This window comes from Pseudomonas sp. CFBP2511 (genome assembly GCF_030209255.1).
GTDB lineage: Bacteria > Pseudomonadota > Gammaproteobacteria > Pseudomonadales > Pseudomonadaceae > Aquipseudomonas > Aquipseudomonas avellanae.
Map to the genome: position 1 here is coordinate 9,320 of NZ_JARVSI010000015.1, position 19,103 is coordinate 28,422.

The following is a 19,103-nucleotide window of genomic DNA, read 5'->3' on the forward strand; positions in this document are numbered from 1 at the left end:
TCAGGCCCCCGCCGCAACCGATGCCGGATCACCGATTACCACCCGCTCGCCCTCGGCAAGCCCGCCGGTTATTTCGACCTGAACGTTGTTGTTGATGCCGGTCTGAACGTTTCGTTGCTCGGCGAAACCCTTGTTATCCAGCACCCGTACGGCGTAAGAACCGTCGGCGTTACGCGGCCCGAGTGCGGCCACCGGCACACTCAAGGCACCTTTGGCGGTGCCCAGCACGATGCGCACCTGGGCCGTCATGGCAATGCGCAGGCGGTGGTCGAGGTTGGGCACTTCAAACAGCGCGTTGTAGAACACCGCCGAGTTCTGCCGGGAAGCCCCCCCGCTGCTCTCGGTTTCCAGATAATCCTGTGGCGCGGGCTCGGTGCCGCGCAGTTTGGCGTAATAGCGTTTCTCCTCGCCGAGAATCGTGAAATAGACCTCCTGGCCAGCGCCGATGTGAATGACGTCGGCTTCCGATACCTGAGCCTTGATGGTCATGGTGTCCAGATCAGCCAGTTTCAGCAGGATCGGCGCCAGTTGCTGGGCGATGACGGTCTGGCCTTCCTGAGTCACGACACCGACCACATCGCCGTCGATTGGCGCGATGATTCGCGTGTAGCCCAGGTTGACCTTCGCCGTGTCGATCTGCACCTGTGCGCTCTTTATCTGGGCATCCAGTGCGCGCACGTTGGCCTGCTGCATCTCGTAGTCGGATTCGGCATTTTCAAAGTCCTGCCGGGATACCGACTGATCGGTCTGTAAATCCTTGTAGCGTTTGTAGAGCCGTTCGGCCTGTTTCATCTGGGCTTTCGCCGAATGCCGGTCGGCCTGCAGTTTTTCCTCGTCCACCTCGGCCTGGCGCAGGGTGTTGCGCAGCACCAGCGGGTCGATCTCGGCCAGCCACTGGCCCTTCTTGACCTTGTCGCCCAGTTTGACCTTGAGTGACTTCAACTGCCCAGACACCTGAGCGCCGACGTCCACTTGTTTGATGCCCTCCAGCACCCCGGTGGCCAGCACGGCGTTTTCGATGTCGCTTCGTTCAACCTGAGCGGTGATGTAGACCGGTGCTCTGGCCGGCGCTTCGACGGCGTAAAACACCGCACAGGCCACCGCCAGCAGCGCGCCGCCCCAACCTGCCTTGCGCAATCCGGGCCGTTTCATTGGGTTTCCTCCACGCCGATCGTCAGGCCGTCGTACCACCATGCCGCCAGGCTGTAGACGTCTGGTGCCTTGAGCACGCTGAAGTGATTACCTGGCCCCTGCCACAGCGCAAGCTGCGGCAACAACTGCTGCCAACCTGCCGCAGACGAAGCCTGTTCAAGCTGGTTGTCCAGCGCATCCAGTTGCGGATCATCTACCAGCACCAGACTCGCCTTGCCGTTGTAGCTTCCCGGATCTGGCCGATAAACAGTGCGCACTGCACTGGCAAACGTGCGAACGATGCCTTGCAGCGCCTGCGGTGCAAGGCGTTGCGGCAACAGGCCGATGCGCACCATGGCGCTCTGGAGCAGATGCAATTGGGTGTCGCCATCGCAATCAGCGAACGTCAGCGGGTCGAGTTCCAGGCTTTTACCGCTGGACAGCTGCAACGCCTCGATCAGCCGCTCCAGCGCTGCCGTGGCGGTGTAAGGCTTGCTGCTCAAGCCATCACCGCCGGGCGCTTCGCTGTCGATCAGGGTCAGCGACGCGACCTCGCGGCCACGTGCCTGAAGCTTGACCGCCATGGCGTGTGCTGCCCAGCCGCCAAAGGAGTGCCCGACCAGATGCAATGGCCCTTGCGGGTACATCGCCTCAATCGCCAGCACATGGCTCTGCGCTGCCGCTTCCACCCGGCTGTGCGGAACGCTGCGGCCGTCCAGACCGCGTGGTTGCAGGCCATAGATCGGCCAGTCCGGCCCCAGTGCTTCGGCCAGGCCGATGAAACTGGTGACGCTGTCACCAGCACCCGGTACGCAGAACAACGGCGCATGCCCATCGCGCCCGCTCTGGATGGCCAGCAGCGACTGATAAGCCGGTGCCGAATGCGCCGTGGCAGGTGCGTCTTGCAACGCCTGACCAATACGCTGGCCGAGGGTGTTCACGTGGGGAGCCTGCATCATGCTCATGTGATCGCCCGGTACGCTGACGCACTGCAGCGCGCCTTTGGGCAAGATCTCGGCCCAACCCAGCGTCGCGCTGGCGCCCGACGGTGCCATCGGCCGCTGATCGGCACAGAACAGGTGGATCGGCAGGCTGAGCGGCTCCACCTGGTAATGAGCCAGCGCATGACCATGTGCCACTTCGCGCTCCAGATAGTGGCGCAATTGCCGGTCGTCCGCCTGAGCCAGTTCTTCGTACAACAACTGCTCGTCGCGACACAGCTGCAATAGGGTTTCGAAGTCTGGCAACGCCGCCTGCTCGCCCAGTGAGTGCAGACGCGCCAGCGCGGTCGAGACCGTTTCGTCCTGTGCCTGCCAATGCGCGATGCAGTGCGACAGCAGCTGCCGCTCCAGCAGGTCCGGCCCTTGCCAGCGCGCTTTGCCCTGATCGGTGAGGCGCGGCACATAGCTGTCGATCAGGCCGAGGAACGTAACGGCCTCGTCCATGCCGAGCAATTGCGTGGCCACTTCATAAGCCAGCACCCCGCCGAATGACCAACCCGCCAGCCGGTAGGGACCGCGTGGCTGGACCTGTCGAATGCGCTCGACCAGTCGCGCTGCCAGGCACTCGAGGGTGCGCAACTGCTGCTGGCCCAGCCCGATGCCCGGCAGGCCGTAGATCGGGAAGTCGCCTTGCAGATGCTGCCCGAGCACCGGGAAATACGCATCCAGCCCGGTGAAGTCGTGAATCAGGAACAACGCTGGCTCGCTGCCGCCCGCCCGCACCGTGATCACTTCCTGAGCGTCGGTGGTGGGCAGCGGACGCTGATCGAGCAGCCCGGCCAGCGCCGCAATGCTCGGGTGCTGGAACAATTCGGCCAGGGTCAGCGGCAACCCGGCCTTTTGCAGCAGGCTGACCAGACGGATCGCTGACAACGAATGCCCGCCCAGTTCGAAGAAGCTGTCGTGTCGGCCGATTCGCCCGACTTCCAGAACCTCGGCCCACAGCTGCGCCAGGCGTTCTTCCAGCACGCTGGACGGCGCTTGATAGATGGCCGTCGCCAGCGCGTCCATGTCCGGTGCCGGCAAGGCCTTGCGGTCGACCTTGCCGTTCTGGGTCAACGGCAGTGCATCCAGGCCGACATAGGTCGCAGGCACCATGTATTCCGGCAATCGCCCCAGCAACTGCGAGCGCAATGTGGCGCTGTCGAGAGCCGCATCGCGTCGGGTGAAATAGGCCACCAGCCGCAAAGTGCCATCTTCCAGACGCTGAGTGGTCACAACGGCTTCAGCAACGCCAGGGCACTGGGCAAGCTGCTGTTCGATTTCGCCCAGCTCGACGCGCACACCACGGATTTTCACCTGATCATCGTTACGCCCCAGGTACTCAAGCGTGCCGTCAGCCAGCCAGCGCACCAGGTCGCCGGTGCGGTACATCCTGGCAGCCGTCACGTTGCTGAACGGATCGTCGAGGAAGCGCTCGGCGGTCAGGTCAGGGCGGTTCAGGTAGCCGCGTGCCACGCCGGTACCGCCGATGTACAACTCGCCCGGCACGCCAAGCGGCACCGGCTGACTGTGCGCGTCCAGCACGTAAAGCCGCGCATGGGCAACCGGTTTGCCGATATGCAGCACCCCTTGCGGCAGCATGAGGCCGGAACTGGCCACCACGGTGGTTTCCGTCGGCCCGTAATTGTTGACCACTGCAAAGCCCGGGTCCCGTTTGAAATGACGCAGGCGGTCGCCGCCGATCAGCAGGGTGTGCAGGGTCGGGTTGTGCAGCTCGCGGCTGAACGCGTATTCGGCCACCGGCGTGGGCAAAAACGCCACGTGCAGCGGTTGCGCCAGCCACCAGTCGAGCAGCAGATCAAGCTGTTCGTTGCCGATATCGGCAGGCGGCAGGTGCAGCACGGCGCCGGCACACAATGCAGGCCAGACCTCCCAGGCCATCGCGTCAAAGCCGAAGCCGGCCACACTGGCGGTTTGGCTGCCGGCGCGCAGGTCGAAGGCCTGACAGTGCCAGTCCACCAGATTGTTGAGCGTGCGGTGCTCGACCATCACGCCCTTGGGCTGCCCGGTAGACCCTGAGGTGTAGATCACGTAGGCCAGATTTTCAGCGGTCAGGCCTGGCACGTGCGGCGTGTCATCACGCTGCAGCCAGTCCGGGCGATCAAGCGCAACCCGCGGCACATGCAGATCAGGTACCCGCGCCAACAGGTCGAACTGGGCCAGCACCACCACCGGTGCGCTGTCTTCCAGCAGGTAACCGATACGCTCGTCCGGGTGCGCCGGATCGACCGGCACGTAGCTGGCTCCGGCTTTGAGTACCGCGAGCATTGCGCACAGTGTTTCCAGCCCGCGCCGCGCCAGTACCGCCACCCGGTCGTCCGGGCGCACACCAAGCCCGATCAGGTGATGGGCCAGCGCATTGGCGCGATGATTCAGCTCGCCGTAGGTCAGGCGCTGATCGCCCACCTGTACCGCCACAGTATCGGGCTGGTGCAGAGCATGCTGCTCAATACGCTGGTGAATAGTCAGCGCGCTTTCGGGCCTGTTCGACTCGGTATTGAAGCCGTGCAGCAGCTCGCTGCGCTCAGTTACCGGCAGCGTGTTCAAGGCCTGAATCGGCGTCAGTGGCGCGTGCTCCAGCGCAACCAGCAGGCTCTCCACGGCGCAGGCCAGATACGCGCAGACCCGCCGCGCATCAATGCCCGCCGAGGTCAGCGCGGTCAGGTCGAACACCTCGCCCAGATCATCGACGCTAAGCGTCAACGGATAGCTGCTGCGCTCGGCCGTCTGCAACAGTTCGATGCCCTGCCAGGCCGTGCTCGCGGCCTCGTCATGACTGCCGGGCGCTGCACTGTGGCGATAATTCAACAGCGCACTGAACAACGGCGCCCCCGCAGGCAGCGCGCTGCAACGCTGGGCAAGGGCCAGCGAAGCGTGTTCGTGAGCGAGCAAGCCGGTCAGGCGCCGATGGGTCTGCAGGACGGCGTCGCGGGCGGTCTGCTCGGCAAGGTCGATACGCAGCGGCAAGGTGTTGATGAACACCCCCAGCGTGCGCTCCGCGCCTTCAGCACCACCCAGCCGACCGATCAGCACGGTGCCGAACACCACTGTGTCGCGACCGGACAGGCGGCCCAGCACCTGAGCCCAAGCCAGATGCATCAGGCTCGCCGGGCTGACGCCCAGTTGCCGCACCTCATTGCGAATGCGCTGGCTCAGCGCGGCATCCAGACGCAACCTGGCTTCGCCGGGCACCTCAGGCCCTGGCAAGGTGGCCTGAGCATAAGGCAGGGTCGGCTCCTCAAGGTCGCCCAGTTGCTCGCGGAAGAACGTTTCATGAGCGTCGTTACCCGGCCCCAGCAAGGTGTGCGCGATGTAATTGCGGTAAGGCACCGGTGCCGGCAGTTGCGCCTGCTGATCGAGCAGCACGGCCTGCAACTCATGGCTCAACAGGTCGAGCGCGACGTGGTCCATGATCAGGTGATGGAACAGCAGCACGGCGACAATGCGCTGGTTGTCCGGGTCCTCGGCATGCACCAGGCGCAGCAGCGGCGCGTCTAGCAGGTTCAGCGGTTCCGGGTCGTGCAGCGCGGCCAGCGGCAGCTCGATGACCGGCAACAGGGCATGGCGCCACACCACTTGCACAGGTGTTTCGAGCCCTTCCCAATACAGCGAGGTGCGCAGCACATCGTTACGGGCGATGACCTGTTGCAGCGCCTGGCAGAAGGCGTCCAGCCGCGAGCGGTCGGCAAATGCAAAACGCGCTTGCAGGCGATAGGGATCATCGTCGCCGGCCGACAGGTAATGATAGAAAATACCGGCCTGCAACGGCCCCAACGGGTAGATGTCCTGAATATTGGCCGCGCCGCCGGTCACGCTGGCAACCACGCGATCAATGCCTGACTGATCCAGCTTGACCAGTGGCAACAGGTCCGGCGTGATCGAGGTGCAATCCGCGCCAATCAGGTTGGCCGGAATCTTCACCTGGCTGCCGCTGCCAATCGCGCTGGCCAGGGCGGCGAGGGTCGGCTGAGCGAACAGCACGCGCACATCGGCGTCCATGCCCCGGCGACGCATGCGCGCAATCAGGGTGACGGCCAGCAGCGAATGCCCGCCCAGTTCGAAAAAGTGATCGTGCCGCCCCACCTGCCCGACCTGCAACAGGTCGCTCCAGATCTCGGCCAGCGCGGTTTCCAGTTCGCCTTGCGGCGGCTCGTAGTCGCGTCCGGGCAAGGCCTCGCGATCCGGCGCCGGCAAGGCGCGGCGGTCCACTTTGCCATTGGCGGTCAACGGCCAGGCATCCAGGCGCACAAAGGCGCTGGGCACCATGTACCCCGGCAGACGGGCGAGCATGTCGCTGCGCAGCTGCGCCGCTGCCACCGTGGCGCTGTCGGCACGTTCGATGAAGTACGCCACCAGACGCGATTGGCCCGGCTCGTCTTCGCGGGCCATGACCAGCGCTTCTTCGATGCCCGGCAACTGCGCCAGTTGCGCCTCGATTTCGCCCAGCTCGATGCGCACACCGCGAATCTTCACCTGATCGTCGTTACGCCCCAGGTAATCCAGCGTGCCATCGGCGTTCCAGCGCGCCAGATCGCCCGTGCGGTACATGCGCGCCTGCGGTTGCTCGGAGAAAGGATCGAGCAGGAAGCGCTCGGCAGTCAATTGCGGCTGGTTCAGGTAACCGCGCGCCACGCCCTCGCCGCCGATGTACAACTCACCGGCGACGCCCAGCGGCACCAGTTGCTGTTGCTCGTCCAGCAGATACACACGGGTATTGGCGATCGGCTTGCCGATATCGAGGCTGCCGTCGGGCAGCAAACGTCCCGAGGTGGCGACCACCGTGGCCTCGGTCGGGCCGTAGTTATTGATCACGGCAAAGCCCGGCTCGCGATGAAACTGCCGCAGCCGGTCGCCGCCGATCAGCAGCGTGCGCAGGGTCGGATGACGCAACTGGCGGCTGAAGGCATATTCGGCGACCGGGGTCGGCAGGAACGCGACCTGCAGCGGTTGCGCCAGCCACCAGTCGAGCAGTGCGTCGAGCTGTTCGTTGCCAATCTCTGCCGGTGGCACGTGCAAGGTTGCCCCCGCGCACAGCGCTGGCCAGACTTCCCAGGCCATCGCGTCAAACCCGAAGCCGGCAACACTGGCGGTGTGGCTGCCTGCGTGCAGGTCGAATGCCTGGCAATGCCAATGCACCAGGTTCTCCAGGGTGCGATGTTCAACCATCACGCCTTTCGGTTGCCCGGTCGAGCCCGAGGTGTAGATCACATAGGCCAGATCTTTGGCGGTCAGCCCTGCCACGACGGGGTTGTGCGCCTGCTCGGGCCAGTGCGGCCGATCCAGCGCGATCACCGGCACGCCCAGCGCGGGCAGACGCTCGATGAAGGTCTGTTGCGCCAGCACCGCAACCGGCGCGCTGTCGCTCAGCAGGTAGGCAATGCGTTCGCCCGGATGCGCCGGATCCACCGGCACATAGCAGGCCCCGGCCTTGAGCACCGCCAGCAGGCCCACGAGCGTGTCCAGCCCGCGACGCGCCACCACTGCAATACGCTCATCCGGGCGCACGCCCAGGCTGATCAGATAATGAGCAAGGCTGTTGGCCTGGCGCTTCAGCTCGGCATAACTCAGCGACTGCTCGCCGACCTGCGCCGCAATCGCTGTAGGTAAACGGGTTGCCTGAGCCTCTATCAAGCCATGCACGGTCTGGTTTTGCGAAAAGCTCAGGCCGGTGGGGTTAAGCGTCTCAACCAGGTACTGGCGCTCCTGCCTGCCCACCAGCGGAACTTGTGCGAGCACCGTCTGCTGGTCATTCACCAGTGCCTGCAACAACTGCTCGAAATAACCGCAATAGCGCTGCACGGTGGTGTCATCGAACAGTGCTGTTGCGTAATCCAGCGTGCCGACCAGCGCATCGCCGTGCTCGCCGAGGTTCAGCGACAGGTCGAATTTGGAGGTTTGAGCGCTCTGCTCGACCAAGGCCAGCGACAGTCCATCCATCTGCGGCAGTGAACTGTCCCCGGCCAGCCAGTTGAGCGTGGTCTGGAACAGCGGCGCGTGCGCCAGGCTGCGTGCCGGGCGAACGATTTCCACCACCTGCTCGAACGGCAGGTCCTGGTGATCCTGAGCCTCCAGCACCCGGGTTCTGACCTGGGCCAGCAAGGCTTCACCGGTCGCGGCGGACGAGGTGTCGATGCGTACGGCCAGGGTATTGACGAAAAGCCCGATCAGCCCTTCCAGTTCAGCACGACCCCGCCCTGCAATCGGGCTGCCGATAACCACTTCGGCCTGCCCGGAAAGACGCGCCAGCAGCGCTCCCCAGGCAGTCATCAAGGTCATGTACAGCGTCACACCCTGGCGCTGCGCCAGTGCACGCAAGCCTGCGGTCAGTTGGCTGTTCAGGCGGACCGCCAGGCTGGCACCGGCAAAATCCTGTTGCGCCGGGCGTGGCCGATCGGTTGGCAGGGTCAATAGCGTCGGCGCGCCGTCCAGCGTCTGGCGCCAGTAGGCGGCCTGGTGTTGCAGGCGTTCGCCGCTCATCCAGCTTTGCTGCCAGACCGCATAGTCTGCGTACTGAATGGCCAGCGCGGGCAACGGATCGGCTTTGCCGTGGCGCAAGGCCGGGTACAGCGCCAGCAGTTCGCGGGTCAGCACGCCCATCGACCAGCCGTCGGCGACGATGTGGTGCACGGTCAGCAGCAACACGTGACGTTCGTCCTCCAGTTGCAACAGGCTGCCACGTATCAGCGGTCCGCGCGTCAGGTCGAAAGGTGTTGCGGCCTCGCTCACCACGCGTTCGGCCAGCGTTTCCGGGCAAAGGCGCAGGTCTTCGACGTGCAGCAGCGAGCTGCCAGGCAACTCGGCAAAAAACACCTCGGCGCCCTCTTCGCAGGCAATAAAGCGGCTGCGCAGGGTTTCGTGGCGCTCGACGATCCGCGCCAGCGCGGCGGTCAGCGCGTTCACATCCAGCGGGCCACGCAGGCTCAGGGCCAGCGAGATGTTGTACGCCTCGCTGCCGCCTTCGAGCTGGGCCAGGAACCACAGGCGTTGCTGGGCAAACGACAGCGGCAACGACTGGTCACGCGGCGCAGGCAGGATCAGCGACAGCTCGCTGCGTCCGGCACCGGCCAGCGCGGCAGCAACGGCTGCCAGTTCACCCAGCGCAAAGAGTTCACCCAGTGGCAATTCCATGCCCAGTTGCTGGCGAACCTGAGAAACCATGCGCATGGCCAGCAGGGAATGCCCGCCCATGTCGAAAAAGTGATCGTGGCGGCCGACCCGCTCGACCTGCAACACTTCGGCCCAGATCTGCGCCAGGGCGATTTCAATGTCACCCTGCGGTGGTTCGTAGGCAAGCCCCAGCAGCGACGAGTGGTCCGGTTCAGGCAATGCGCGGCTGTCCAGCTTGCCATTGGCGGTCAGCGGCAGCGCGGTCAGCTCGATGAAGGCCACCGGGACCATGTAATCCGGCAGGTTGGCCTGCATGTGCGCACGCATCTGTTCCGGCGCGGGTGCTTCGACGTCTTGTTGGCTGGTGAAATAGGCGACCAGGCGCACATTGCCCGGTTCGTCTTCGCGGGCCAGCACCACCGCCTCCCTGATCCCCGGCAATTGGTGCAGGCAATTGACGATTTCGCCCAGTTCGATACGAAAACCACGGATCTTGACCTGATCGTCGTTGCGCCCCAGGCACTCCAGTTGCCCGTCTTCCAGCCAGCGCCCCAGATCGCCCGTGCGGTACATCATGGCGCCGGGCTGATCGCTGAAAGGGTCGGCAATAAACTTCTCGACGGTCAGCTCCGGGCGGTTCAGATACCCCAGTGCAACGCCGTCGCCACCGATGTACAGCTCGCCGATCACACCCAGCGGCGCGAGGCGTTGCTGAGCGTTCAGCACGTAAACCCGAGTGTTGCCAATGGGTCGGCCGATAGGCACTGATTCGGCGCTGCTTGCCAGCGCCCGAACATCGTAAGCAGTCGCGAAGGTAGTGGTCTCGGTCGGGCCGTAACCGTTCAACAAATGCAGGCCCGGCGCCTGGGCCAGCATTGCCCGAAAGCTGACAGGGTCAGCGCGTTCGCCACCTGAAATCAGCACCCGCAAGCCGCCGAGCGCTTCGGGGATCATTTGCACGTACTGGTTGAACAGCGCCGTAGTGAGAAACAGCACGCTGACGTTGCCGTGCCGCAAGGCTGCGCTGAAGCGCGCCGGGTCGATCAGCGTGGTGTGTTCGATCACAACCAACTGCCCGCCGTTCAGCAAGGCACCCCAGACTTCCATGGTGCTGGCATCAAACGCCGGGTTGGACGCAAACGCGATGCTGTCCTGTTCGTTGAACTCGGCATAACCGTTGTTCAACACCAGCCGGACGATGCCGCGATGGCCGACGCGCACACCTTTTGGTGCCCCGGTGGAGCCCGAGGTGTACATGACGTAAGCCGCTGTGTCCGCGCCTTGCGGCAAGCCAGGATCATGCGCGGGCTGGTCGTCCAGATTCAACTGGTCCAGATCGATGCGCTGCACCGACGTGGCAATCGACATGGCGCTCTGCGTCAACACGCATTTCGCCTGGCAGTCGCCAAGCATGTACTGCTGTCTTTCGGCGGGTGCATTGACATCCAGCGGTACATAGGTTGCCGCGCATTTGCCGATCGCCAACTGGCTGATCAGCAGTTCCAGCGAGCGTGGCAGCAGAATCGCCACATGCTCATCAGGCCGTACGCCCTGCCCCAGCAGGTAATGCGCAAGGTGGTTGGCGCGTTCGTTCAACTCGCCGTACGTCAGCGAACGACGGCCATGCACGGCCGCAATGGCCTGCGGATGAAGTGCCGCGCGACGCTCGAACAGGCGGTGCACGGGCAACTCGCGGGGGTATTCACGGTGGGTATCGTTGAACGTGGTCAGCAGTTGCTCGTGCTCAGCCTCCGGCAGCACCGACGATTCGATCAGGGCGGTTTTCGGTGGCTGCTGCAGTGCCTGCACCAGATGCACAAGGGCCTGTTGCAGATAAGCGCAGATCCGTTGTGGATCAATACCCGGTGCCGCCTGGACCGTCAGGCCGAAATCATCGCCGAAGTCATCGATACACACGGTCAGCGGGTAGTTGCTGCGCTCTTCTGCGTGGATGACCGCAATGCCTTGCCATGCAGCGCTGCTCGCCGGGTCATCGACCTGCGACACCGCGCTGTGGCGGTAATTGAGCAGCGTATTGAACAACGGCGCGCCCGTTGGCAAGGCGCTACAGCGCTGGACCAGCGCCAACTGAGCATGCTCGTGGGCGAGCATGCCGACCAGACGCCCGTGCAGATCGAGCACCGCACTGCGCGCGCTATGCCCGGCCAGGTCCATGCGCAGCGGCAAGGTATTGATAAACACACCCAGAGCGCGCTCACAGCCTTCACCGCCGCGCAGGCGCCCAAGCAGCACGGTGCCGAACACCACGCTGTCGCGCCCGGACAATTGCCCCAGCACCTGGGCCCAGGCCAGGTGCATCAAGGTGGCGGCGCTGACACTCAACTGCCTGGCCTGATCGCGCACCTGACTGCACAGGGCGCTGTCCAGTTTGAGCCGGGCCTCACCAGGAATCTGCTCGGCGGAGGTCATTGCCAGACCGTATGGCAAGGTCGGCTCATCGACATCGCCCAGTTGCTCGCGGAAGAACGCTTCATGGGCGTCATCGCCAGGCCCTTGCAGGACGTGGGCGATATAGTTGCGGTACGGCACGGGGGCGGCGAGCCCGGCTTCGTTGCCCAGCAGTATGGCCTGTAACTCGTGGCTCAAGACGTCAAGAGCGATGTGATCCATGATCACATGGTGGTAACGCAGCACCGCGGTGATCCTCTGGTTGTCCGGGTCATGGGCATAAACCAGATGCAGCAGCGGCGCCTGCGTCAGCTCCATGCGCGGCGCATTGAAAAGCTCTGGCAAGGGCGTCTCTTGAATGCGCAGCGGGGCCTGACGCCAGACCACCTGAACCGGCGCTTGCAGGCCTTCCCAGCACAACGCGGTGCGCAGAATGTCGTTGCGCTCGATCACCCGCTGCAAGGCTTGGCAAAAAGCGTCCAGACGCGACGCGTCGGCGAACGCGAATTGCGGCTGCAACAGGTAGGGATCGCGGTCCCCGGCTGTCAGGTGGTGATAAAGAATACCGGTCTGCAAGGGGCCCAGCGGATAGATATCCTGCACATTGGCGGCCCCGCCCGGTACCTGCGCGACGATGCGGTCAATGGCCGCCTGATCCAGCGCTACCAAAGGCAGCAGTTCGGGGGTGATGTGCTGGCAGTGCGCATCGATCAGGTTGGCCGGCACCTGGATTTCGCTGTCGCGACCAACTGCCTCAGCCAGCGCGGCCAGCGTTGGCTGAACGAAAAGAACGCGAATGTCCGCCCTCATGTCCAGACGGCGCATGCGCGCAATCAGGGTCACGGCGAGCAGCGAATGACCGCCCAGTTCAAAGAAATTATCCTGCCGACCGACCTGCTCTACTTGCAGCAGCTCCGCCCAGAGGCTGGCGAGGGCGATTTCGACCGCGCCGTGCGGCGCTTCATAAGCCCGGCTGGCGAGGCTGTCACGATCCGGTGCTGGCAGGCTTTTGCGGTCCAGTTTGCCGTTCGCCGTTATCGGCAGGCCGGCAAGCCGGACAAAGGCCGCAGGCACCATGTAATCAGGCAGCAACCCCGACAGCCAGGCGCGCAACTGCTCGATATCCAGCCCGGTCTGGTCTTCAGCGCAGGTGTAATAGCCCACCAGACGCTTGTCTCCGGGCACATCCTCGCGCGCCACGACCACAGCGTCGAGAACCTGTGGATGATCATTCAGGCGAGACGCGATCTCACCCAGCTCGATACGGAAACCGCGAATCTTGACTTGCTCGTCGTTACGGCCCAGGTATTCCAGGCTGCCGTCGGCCATCCAGCGCGCCAGGTCACCGGTCCGGTAAATGCGCGCATCTGCGGCGTGGCTGAACGGGTTATCGAGGAACCGTTCGGCGGTCAGTGCTTCACGGTTCAGGTAGCCGCGTGCCACTCCGGCACCACCGACATACAGCTCGCCGACCACACCGAGCGGCACCGGCTCGCCGCGGGTGTCGAGGACATACAGTTGCAAATCGGCAATGCGCTTGCCGATCGGGCTGGCGCCGACACGCTGGGCGTCTTCGGGCTGCACCGGGTAATAGGTCACGTGCACGGTGGTTTCGGTGATGCCGTACATGTTGACCAGTTGGGTGGCGGCGTTCACGTTGCGGGCGTACCACGGCTTGAGCATCGCTGTTTCCAGCGCTTCACCGCCGAAAATCACCTGGCGCAGCGAATGCGCCTGCGGATTCTCGCCCTGGGCAGCAATCAGCTGGCGAAACGCACTCGGCGTCTGGTTGAGCACCGTCACCCCGGCGCTGCACAGCAGCGCGTAGAAGTCTTCAGGCGAGCGGCTGACCAGTTGCGGCACGATCAACAAACGCCCGCCGTGCAGCAACGCGCCCCAGATTTCCCAGACCGAGAAGTCGAAGGCAAACGAGTGGAACAGCGACCAGACGTCCTGTTCGTTGAAACCGAACCAGTCTTCGGTGGCCGAGAACAGCCGCGCAACATTGCGGTGTTCGATCATCACCCCCTTGGGCAGGCCGGTGGAGCCGGAGGTGTAGATCACATACGCCAGGCTCGTGGGCTTGACCGACACCTGCGGATTACGCTCGGATTCGTCCTGCAAACCGGCATCGTCGAGGCTGATCACCGGCACTTGCGACACCGGCAAGGCGGCCTGCACTGACCGCTGGCTCAGCAACGCTACCGGCGCGCTGTCGCCGAGGGTGTAGGCAATGCGCTCCAGAGGGTAAGCCGGGTCCAGTGGCACGTAGGCGGCACCGGCCTTGAGAATCCCCAGCAGGCCCGCGATCATTTCCAGGCCACGATGCGTGCAGATGGCGACACGGTCATCCTCACCGATGCCCAGGCCAATCAGGCGATGCGCGATTTTGTTGGCCTGGGCGTTAAGCGTCGCGTAGCTCCACGATTGGTCTGCAAAGCTCACGGCAATCGCATCTGGCGTGCGCTGCACCTGCGCTTCAAACTGGCTGTGCAGGGTCTGCCCTTGCGGGTAAACCACGTCGGGTGCATTGAAGCCCTTGGTCAACTGCCGACGCTCGGCCTCCGACAACAGCGCAATGTGGTTCACCACCGTCTGGCCATCAGCGACCATGCCACGCAGTATCGCCTCCAGATAACCCAGATAGCGCTCGACGGTGCTGCGGTCAAACAGCGCGGTGGCGTATTCCACGATGCAGCGGAAATGTTCGGTGCTGTCGCCGACGCTGAGCGCCAGGTCGAACTTTGCGAAAGCCGCCTGCTCATCCAGCGGTTCCAGTTGCAGATCGCCCAGTTGCAAGTCCAGGCCCTGACTGCCATCCCAGGTCAGTGATGCCTGGAATAACGGGCTGTGCGCCAGGCTGCGCGGCGGCCGCAGGCGCTCCACCACTTGCTCGAAAGGCAGGTCCTGATGGTCCTGCGCTGCCACCACGCGGGCCTTGATGCGCGCCAGCAGCGTCACGGCATCCGGCTCGCCGGACGTGTCCACACGCACGGCCAGGGTATTGACGAACAGGCCGATCAAGCCTTCGATTTCGGCGCGACGACGGTTGGCCACCGGCATGCCGACAACGACCTCTTCCTGGCCGGACAACCGCGACAGTAATACCGCCCAAGCCCCCATGAACAGCATGAACGGTGTCACCGACTGGGCCTGGCAGAACGTTCTGATGTCAGTGCTCAGGCGCGCATCCAGAGTCAGCGCGGCGCTGGCCCCGGAGTAGTCCTGATGCGCAGGACGTGGTCGGTCGGTCGGTAATGTCAGCAACACCGGCGCGCCCGTCAGCGCCTGCTGCCAGTAATCAGCCTGATGGCTCAAGCGTTCGGCGTCCAGCCAGGTGCGTTGCCACACAGCGTAATCGCCATATTGCAGCGCCAGCGGGGGCAGCGGATCAGCCAGCCCTTGGCTGAACGCCTGATACAGCGCGGTCAGTTCACGGGTCAGTACACCCAGCGACCAGCCGTCGGCAACGATATGGTGCACGGTCAGCAACAGTACGTGGCGTTCTTCGGCCAGGCACAGCAGACGACCGCGAACAGGCAGGTCGTGGCGCAGATCGAAGGGCTGCGCGGCTTCTTCCTGGGCTACCGCGCGCAAGGCATCGGCGCCGTGACCACGCAAATCCTGCCAGCAGATGTCCGGCACTGAAGTGATGGGCGCCGCCTGCACCCAGGCGATATCGTCTTCCTGGCTGAAGCGGCTGCGCAGGCTGTCGTGACGGGCCACGATGCGCTCCAGTGCACGTTTCAAGGCACGGCTGTCCAGCGGGCCGGTCAGTTTAAGGCCCAACGAAATGTTGTAGGCGCTGTTGGCGTCTTCCATCTGCGCCATGAACCAGATGCGCTGTTGCGCAGACGACAACGGTACCGGGCCATTGCGCGGCTGCACATCGATGGCCGGCAACTGGCTTCGCGCAGCGGCGGCCAGGCACTGGGCCACGGCGCTCAACGCGCTGTCGGCGAACAGGTCGCCCAGTGTCAGTTCAAGCGAGAGACGCTGGCGCACCTGAGACACCATGCGCATGGCCAGCAGCGAATGGCCGCCCAGTTCAAAAAAGCGGTCCTGACGCCCTACCCGCTCGACCTGCAGCAATTCGCTCCAGATGGCGGCCAGTGCGTTTTCCAGATCACCTTGCGGTGCCTGGTATTCCCCGGTGGACAACGCGCTGCGGTCAGGCACCGGCAGGGCCCGGCGATCGACCTTGCCGTTGGCCGTCAATGGCCAGCTGTCTAGCCGCACCAGTGCGCCGGGCACCATGTAAGCGGGCAATCGGGCGGCCAGTGCCGTGCGCAGGTCATCCAGGCGGGAGGGTGTAGCGTCTGCGCGTTCGGTGAAGTAACCGACCAGACGCGGCTGGCCTGGCTCATCTTCGCGCGCCAGCACCAGCGCTTCTTCGATGCCCGTAAGCTGGCTGAACTGGCTTTCGATTTCACCCAGTTCGATGCGCACGCCACGAATCTTTACCTGATCGTCGTTACGACCCAGGTATTCCAGGGTGCCGTCCGGGTTCCAGCGCGCCAGATCGCCGGTGCGGTACATACGGGCTTGAGGCTGCTCGGCAAACGGATCGCGCAGAAAGCGCTCGGCGGTCAGTTGCGGCTGGTTCAGGTAGCCACGCGCAACACTCTCGCCGCCGATGTACAACTCGCCGGCCACCCCGAACGGGACCAGCTTGTGCTTGCTGTCCAGCAGGTACACCGAGGTGTTGGCGATCGGTTTGCCGATGTCCAGGCTGCCATCGGGCAGTAAACGGCCTGAGGTGGCGACCACGGTGGTTTCGGTCGGGCCATAGTTGTTGATCACGGCAAAGCCCGGATCGCGATGAAACTGACGCAGACGATCGCCGCCGATCAGCAGCGTGCGCAACGTCGGGTGACGCAGGTCACGGCTGAATGCGTATTCCGCGACCGGGGTCGGCAGGAACGCGACCTGCAGCGGCTGCGCCAGCCACCAGTCGAGCAGCGCATCAAGCTGTTCGTTGCCGATGTCAGCCGGCGGCAGATGCAACGTGGCCCCGGCACACAGGGCTGGCCAGACTTCCCAGGCCATCGCGTCGAAGCCAAACCCCGCCACGCTGGCGGTATTCCTGCCGGCACGCAAATCAAACGCCTCGCAGTGCCAGTCGATCAGGTTGTTCAGCGTGCGGTGTTCGACCATCACGCCCTTGGGCTGCCCGGTCGAGCCGGAGGTGTAGATCACATAGGCCAGATGGCTTGACGTCAAGTCGGCGAGCTGTGGGTTGCCCGTTTTTGCTGGCCAGTCCGAGCGTTCAAGATCGATCAGCAGTGCCTTGGGCCCTGGCAGGCTGAGCCCTTCAAGACGGGGCAGCAATGCCGGTTGCGTCAGTACCGCCACTGGCGCGCTGTCGGTCAGCAGGTAGGCCACACGCTCGTCAGGGTGCGCCGGGTCGATGGGCACGTAGCCAGCACCGGATTTGAGCACCGCCAGCAGGCTGACCAGTGTCTCCAGACCCCGCCGGGCGACCACCGCCACGCGGTCGTCCGGGCGTACGCCGAGGCTGATCAGGTGATGCGCAAGGGCGTTGGCGCGCTGGTTCAGCTCGGCGTAGCTCAGGCAGTGCTCGCCCACTTGCGCGGCGATGGCGTCCGGGCGCGCCTGGGCCTGTTGTTCGATGCGCTGCTGGAGGGTCAGTGCGCGTTGGTACTCGGCATGGTGGTCGTTGAAGCCCTGCAGCAATTGCGTACGCTCACTGGCGGGCACGATATCAAGCTGCGCGACCGGCATCTGCGGCGTCTGCTCAAGCGCATCAATCACGCTTTCCATCGCCCGTTGCAGGTAGGCGCATATGCGTTGCGGCTCGATGCCCGCGGACGTTTGCGCAGTGAAGCCGAACGCCTCGCCCAAGTCATCGACGCTCAGCACCAGCGGGTAGTTGCTGCGCTCCTGCGCCTGCAGCACTTCAATGCCCTGCCAGGTTTCGCCGGATGCCTGCGCCGGTGCGCTGTGGCGATAATTGAGCAAGGCGTTGAACAGCGGCGTCGGCGCTTGTACGCCGCTGCAACGCTGGGCCAGCGCCAGCGGTGCATGTTCGTGGCGCATCAGGGCGGTCAGGCGCTGGTGGGTGGTGCGCACCGCACCCCGCACGTCCTGGTTGTCCAGATCGAGACGCAACGGCAATGTGTTAATGAAAATGCCCAGCGCCCGCTCCGTGGCCTCGGCGCCCAGCAGGCGGCCCATCAGTACGGTGCCGAACACCACGCGCGGCTGCCCGGTCAGGCCTGCCAGCACCTGTGCCCAGCCCAGATGGAACAGGCTGGCGACGCTGACCCCGAGGGTTCGCGCCTGGGCGCGCAAACGCTGGCACAGCAGCAGGTCAAGCGTAATGCTGTGCTCTTCAAGGTCATCGCCGTCGCCGCTCAGGTCTTGCAGGCCATAAGCCAGCGTCGGCTCGTCGAGGTCGGCGAGCATCTCGCGGAAAAACGTTTCGTGTTCTTCTTCGCTGACACCCAGCAGCGCCTGCCCCACGTAGTTGCGAAACGGCACCGGCACACCCAGCGCGTTGGCCTGGCCGAGCAGGCAGGCCTGTATTTCATGCCGCACCACTTCAAGGGCGCTGTGGTCCATCGCGATGTGGTGGAACAGCAGCGTGGCCTTCACCCCATGACCGTCCGCAGGCGCGGATTCATGACAGACCAGACGCATCAACGGCGCCTGGCCCAGGTCCATCGTGACGCCTGCGCCAGTCGATACGCTGTCGACCTTCAGTTCAGCGTGACGCCAGACCACCTGCACCGGGGTGTCCAGCCCGTCCCAATGCACGGAGGTGCGCAGGATGTCGTGGCGATTGATGACCGTTTGCAATGCCTGGGCGAACGCCTCCAGACGTGGCTGATCGGAAAAAGCGAACTGCACCTGCATGACATACGGATCGCCCTGAGTGGCGGTCACGTGGTGATACAAAATGCCCTGCTGCAAGGGCGCCAGCGGATAAAGGTCCTGCACATTGGCAGCCCCTCCCGGTATCAGATCGAGCAGACGATCAATCGCGACCTGGTCAAGCTCGACCAGCGTCAGCATCCCGGGCGTGATCCGCTCGCAGCCCGGCACGATGCCATTGGCCGGCAATACCAGCGCCCCGCGTTTGCCACTGCGGTAATCGCCCTGTTCGATGAGTTCGATCAGCGCTGGCTTGTGGGCGCGCAAATGGTCCAGCAAGCCGTTGTCGCTCAAGGCACGGCGATTGCCCTGCACCACCAGTTGTCCATCCTTGACCGTCAGCTGGATATCGTGAGCTTTGAGTGTTGCCAGAAGTTCGTTGATGCTCACAGGATAATCTCCATGTTTTCTGTGATGGCTGCGTAGCCCGCCAGCGTAGGTTGTTCGAAGAGCGCCCGGACATCGGCCTCGATGCCTTCCTGGCGCAAGCGCGCCGTCAGGCTTACCGCCAGCAGCGAGTGGCCGCCCAGTTCGAAAAAGTTGTCGTGCCGCCCG

3 protein-coding genes (1 of these 3 cut by a window edge) are annotated in these 19,103 nt (G+C 64.3%); all 3 read right to left on the reverse strand.

Annotated elements, in window-relative coordinates; genetic code table 11:
* Tightly spaced (each overlapping or abutting the next), the 3 genes in view from macA to QRN38_RS12160 form a layout consistent with a single transcriptional unit that may run on beyond the window.
* Positions 1-1,152, reverse strand: coding sequence for a macrolide transporter subunit MacA (macA, locus tag QRN38_RS12150; RefSeq protein WP_010216538.1), 1,152 nt, complete (start codon positions 1,150-1,152; stop codon positions 1-3).
* Positions 1,149-18,938 (reverse strand): non-ribosomal peptide synthetase, encoded by a 17,790-nt coding sequence (locus QRN38_RS12155; protein ID WP_057418360.1) that lies wholly within the window; start codon positions 18,936-18,938, stop codon positions 1,149-1,151. Before QRN38_RS12155 ends, macA begins: the two co-directional genes overlap by 4 nt.
* Positions 18,935-19,103, reverse strand: partial view of a non-ribosomal peptide synthetase gene (locus tag QRN38_RS12160; RefSeq protein ID WP_057418359.1) — the 3' portion only. The gene runs 9,338 nt beyond the window's last position; the window shows 169 of its 9,507 coding nt (coding positions 9,339-9,507); its start codon lies off the right edge, out of view; its stop codon occupies positions 18,935-18,937. The genes QRN38_RS12155 and QRN38_RS12160 overlap by 4 nt, the downstream gene beginning before the upstream one ends.

Bases quoted from the DNA above. Each gene is read 5' to 3' on its own strand.
- macA (WP_010216538.1), bottom strand. From the start codon at position 1,152: ATGAAACGGCCCGGATTGCGCAAGGCAGGTTGGGGCGGCGCGCTGCTG.